The sequence below is a fragment of the Arthrobacter sp. 2YAF22_2 genome, assembly GCF_052114645.1.
Classification (GTDB): Bacteria; Actinomycetota; Actinomycetes; order Actinomycetales; family Micrococcaceae; genus Arthrobacter.
Map to the genome: position 1 here is coordinate 1 of NZ_JBFRFD010000322.1, position 4,312 is coordinate 4,312.

Consider the following 4,312-nt stretch of genomic DNA (forward strand, 5'->3'; position numbering starts at 1 on the left):
CCGTAGATCGTGGTGATGCGGGCGTTGCGCTTGCGGGCCGCGTTCTGCAGGTCGCCGGCGACCTGCACCGCGAGTTCACGCGTCGGCACGATCACTAGGGCCTGCGGGGCGCCCGGGGCCGGGAGCGCGTCGTAGCCCGCGTCCTCCGGTCCGACGACGCGCTGGAGCGCCGGGATGCCGAAGCCGAGGGTCTTGCCGGTGCCGGTCTTGGCCTGGCCGATGATGTCGTGGCCGCTGAGGGCGACCGGCAGCGTCATGGCCTGGATCGGGAAGGGGTGCGTGATGCCGGCGTCGGCAAGTGACTCAACAATGTCGGCGCGGACGTTGTAGTCCGCGAAGGACATTTCCGCTATTTCGTGCGGAGTTTCGTCGGAGATGATGGTCTCTTCGGGAACGATCGATTCCATGCCGGATTCGTCCGTCAGAAGCTGGTGCGTGTGCAATTCACTCACAGGGAGTTTCCTTATTCATTTGGGCTGCGCTGCTTGCTCAACGGGGGCGGCGCAGGGCCGTTCCGGAGCACGCTCAGACGCGCGAGCAGGTCCAGTGGAAGCCGATCGCGGGCTATCTGATGCTGGCACTGGGACCAGCGGGTGTGTCTCAAGATCGCGTAGGGGCGGGCTTGTTGAATTCGAAAAACTAGGAAATCAACGACCGGGCATCCATTACTACCCCTCCAGTCTAGCCGTTCGCCGTTCCGAACCTCGACCGGGGCCCGCGGTGCGGCGCGGCACCGCGGCGGCAGCGCCAACACACCGGGCCGCAGCTGTCCTTTCCGACGTCGGCTGCAGGGAGTGTCCACACTCGTCTGAACGACCCACTACGTATGCGGAAATCTCACCGGGACATCTGGGGCCTGACACTCAATCCCATTTACAGGCACCCTCGTTTGATTCATAGTCGAGGCATGAGACTGGCTGGCATCCTCCCCGAAGACGCCCCCGACCCCCGTGCCGAATGGGTCGAAAACCTGAAACTCATGCCTATTCCGGTGCTGGGGCTCATGCCCCAAGCGTCGCTGGAGGACACCGACTCCGTCGGTCTGAGCTACGGCCTGGATGATCGTGGGTACAGCGAAATGACGGCGAGCATCACCTATACGCTCTGGCGAAACCCGGATGACCGCTCGGACCCGGTAAACCTCGCAGACCTCGATGAGAAGACACGCAGGGCAATCGAGGAAGTTCCGCCATGGCCCCGACCCCCTTGGCTGATAGAGCAGGTGGAGCGAATGCGCTATCCGCAGCTGTGGGAAGCCGTGCGAACCACCTGGCACCGCGAGCCGTCCGAGCGCTCTTCGGTTCAAAGCCTCCTGGCTGACCACGTCAACCACATCCTCATGAACCAGTACCGGCAGGAGCTCTGGCCCGGCAGCAAACCGTGGGACCAGCACGCACCCGCAGTAACCGGCCGGATGGTCAACGGCCAGGCCAGCACCGTCATCAACGGAGTCGACGTGCCCGGTGCGGAGGTCGATACGGACCCGTTCGTGTACGGCATCGGAGCCCAACTGGCAGGCGGCGGCGTCGTGACCGCAGTGCTTCCACGCGCTGAGCTCAAACGAATCCAGGTCCAGTTCACGACCCGGAGCTAACGGCCACACCCCAGCGTCCGTGAGGGATCGCCATATGAAAACCCCGGCAGAGGACCGGTGTCCGACGGTGCGCATGTTTCCGGACTATGCCGACACCGTGCTTTGGTTTGACGACCCCGTTGACTATGACCTCGCCGGCCTGACGCAAGGACTGGTCCGCGACCTGAGGGTCTGGGAACAGTCCTATTACGAGTCACTGACCCCGGACCTCGACTGGAAATCCGCGGAGCTCGCACGCCGGTTCACCGTGGAAGGCAACCGTCTGGCCCGGCGCGTAGCGGATGAACTCGGCGACGGCTACGAAATCGAGTTCACCTCCTACGAGAAAAACGTGCCGGCCCGCCGGTTCCGCGGAACGGGACCCGCCCTCAACGCCCGGGCGGCTGCCGCGTTCGATGGCCTGGCAGCCGCACGGGGCGCAGAACAGGACGAAATCTCCCGGGCCCGGACAGCAGAGCAGCGTGGAGAAAACACCGGTTGGTTCGCCTACTCGCCGCTTTCCGATACCGTCTTCAAGCCACCCCGGGCAGGGCGGGAATAGGCAGGCCGCAAACCCCGACGGACCGACCCGGTCCGGGTCTGGAAAATGTCCCGCGAGCGTTCGCCCTACGGACCCGCAGGCTGATGACACAGACCCCGCCGGAACCTTCAGGAGCATGAAGGCGCTCGTCGATGATCGGCCTGATGGGGATGCCGCGGCACTGTATGAATGGGCTTCTGTTCACGACTTCCTTGGCAACGAGATGGAAGCGATTCCCCTGTACCGCCTAGCATTCGACGCCGGTCTCGACGATAGAGGACGGACTCAGGCACTCATTCAGCTCGTCTGTCCCGCTGTGCGTGTCAAGAACCGTCCTGCACGCCGGAAGTCACGGACGAGCAGCCCAAACGCGATCACGGTCACTCCCACGCCCAGTGCCATAATCCCTGCGGCAAGTGTGTCGCCGCGCAGGGCAAAGTTGACGGCTTGAGGAATGAAGGTGAGTGGAAAGAACGGCGCAAGGACCAGTTGGGTGGCAAGCCCCTTTCGCAGTTGCACCGCCGCAGCCCGGGTAACAGAAAGATGCTCCGAATCAATAGGGGCCCTCCCCGCAATCTGACGCCGGACCTGCTTTTGTTCCCCACTTTCCAGGGAAAGCAGCACGTTGACCTTCCCCGACTTGGCCGCGGGTGCCACCTTCTTCGAGTTAAAGACCAGCCCACCAACCACGACGCCCAGCACCGCAACGAGGAACCCGAACGCCAGAAATGTAGGCCAGTCCGCCAGCGGGCCACGCAGACCTAAKATCGCAACCGCAGTCCCAACTACCACCAGGAACAGTCCCGCCGGGAAGTAGCGCGCGAAATAGGTCTTCACGGCCTCCCCCAAGCCGTTGTCTTCTATGCCCTGGGCTCTTCTTGTGGCATTTGCCCAGCGGTCATTCGACTCAGCCATGAGATCGTCAATCCCGCTCATCTTGTTCTTCTTCCCCAAAACCAAAACGCCTGTGACGCGATGGAACATGGCGATGCGTCCCGTCCAGATTCTCAAATCCTGAACTATGCACGCCAATAAGCCAATGGTTCGCGACAGCTGGTCCTGGCCAACGATTCCGCTCAGGGGGAAGCGTTTTGGATTCGAGGTCTTCGCCTTACCCTGCCTATTTCCCACATCCCGGGTGCCCGAAGAATCTGGACCGAAGCAGCGATTGCAGCAGGACGCGCCAGCTGTCGCCGGCGACCCCGAATGCCAGCGGGACGCCGTCCGACGACAGGCTGACGGCGAGACTCTTCGTGGCGCCAACGCTACGCGGGCGTGAGCCCGGTCGAATGAAGCGGTGGCCACCAGCGTCTCGACTGTGTGGTCTACTGCATCCCAACTGTCGGGCTACTGTAGATCGTCCGGGACGCCGAATCGCCTTCCAATGAGTACGCGAATCGCCGCGAGCAAAGGCTGATCTTCCAGCGCAACACCGTCGCCCCCGTAATGCACGCCCGTTACGTCGCCCACTGCTTCGATATCGAAAAGGTTGAGGACCTCGGCCACGCGCACCTGGTACTCGGTGGGGGTCATTTGGCGAGGGACACGAACCGGAATTCTGCTGAGGGTTCGCGCGACCTCAGCATCGGCTTCATTCACTTGGCGGCCCTTCTGGCGACACCAGGTTGTAGTCACTGCGGCATTTGTCGCCCACGGTCTGGAGGTTTCGAGTGGCTTCCACCCTCCAGTTGACTGAACTGGTTCCGTAGTTGTTGACAGCGGTATACGTGTAGCGCAGGGCGGTGCCGGGGGAGACCTTGACCTGTGCACTGTACTGTTGCGTCCCGAACACCCACACGACCTGACCCGCGGGACAGCTGAGCGAGCCGTTGGCGCCCGTGAAGGCCGCCTGCGCGGGCATCGCCGGTGCCATCGCCAATGCAGCAACGACGCCGATCGCGCCGAGTTTTCGCGTTTTCAATGCTTCCCCCTGGAGCGTCCGGACGGGTTTCGGCGTAAACCGCCGCCAAATGATGATGCACTTTTGCATGACGTTCCGCCATTGTGCAAGGGGCTCAACCCGCCGCTTCACCGCGGCTCTTCTTCAGGTGCACTCGTCGACGGAGCAGAGAGCCGGTCTTCTGGCAATGGCGAAAAGCCGTGCTGCATCAGCTTGACCGTCACCAAAGGTGACAATTAGCGCTGCGGATATGCCGCCCTCTATCGCTGTGATTCACAGTCAACGCGGCCGCGTATGC

Annotated in this window: 6 protein-coding genes; 2 read left to right on the forward strand and 4 right to left on the reverse strand. The window is 62.7% G+C overall.

All coding sequences use genetic code 11. The features are described from left to right. The coding region (locus AB4Y86_RS13155; RefSeq protein WP_441402664.1) for a DEAD/DEAH box helicase at positions 1–452 on the reverse strand (452 nt) is incomplete at its 3' end. 455 nt (positions 453–907) lie between these two features. On the opposite strand from AB4Y86_RS13155, the gene AB4Y86_RS13160 reads away from it, so the two are divergent. Further along, the gene (locus AB4Y86_RS13160; RefSeq protein WP_441402665.1) at positions 908–1,594 is read left to right on the forward strand and encodes a hypothetical protein; all 687 of its coding nucleotides are present in this window, start codon (positions 908–910) and stop codon (positions 1,592–1,594) included. A 34-nt stretch (positions 1,595–1,628) separates the two neighbouring features. Continuing rightward, a complete protein-coding gene (locus AB4Y86_RS13165; protein ID WP_441402666.1) occupies positions 1,629–2,135 on the forward strand; it encodes a hypothetical protein in 507 nt (168 codons plus the stop codon). A 276-nt stretch (positions 2,136–2,411) separates the two neighbouring features. On the opposite strand, the gene AB4Y86_RS13170 is transcribed toward AB4Y86_RS13165, so the two are convergent. The 3 genes from AB4Y86_RS13170 to AB4Y86_RS13180 all read right to left on the reverse strand — a co-directional run bounded on the left by AB4Y86_RS13170 (position 2,412) and on the right by AB4Y86_RS13180 (position 4,104). Then, positions 2,412–3,050, reverse strand: coding sequence for a hypothetical protein (locus AB4Y86_RS13170; RefSeq protein WP_441402669.1), 639 nt, complete (start codon positions 3,048–3,050; stop codon positions 2,412–2,414). Positions 3,051–3,461: 411 nt separating this feature from the next. Further along, positions 3,462–3,713, reverse strand: coding sequence for a hypothetical protein (locus tag AB4Y86_RS13175; protein WP_441402667.1), 252 nt, complete (start codon positions 3,711–3,713; stop codon positions 3,462–3,464). After that, the gene (locus AB4Y86_RS13180; RefSeq protein WP_441402668.1) at positions 3,706–4,104 is read right to left on the reverse strand and encodes a hypothetical protein; all 399 of its coding nucleotides are present in this window, start codon (positions 4,102–4,104) and stop codon (positions 3,706–3,708) included. Before AB4Y86_RS13180 ends, AB4Y86_RS13175 begins: the two co-directional genes overlap by 8 nt. Between the last annotated feature and the right edge of the window lie 208 nt (positions 4,105–4,312).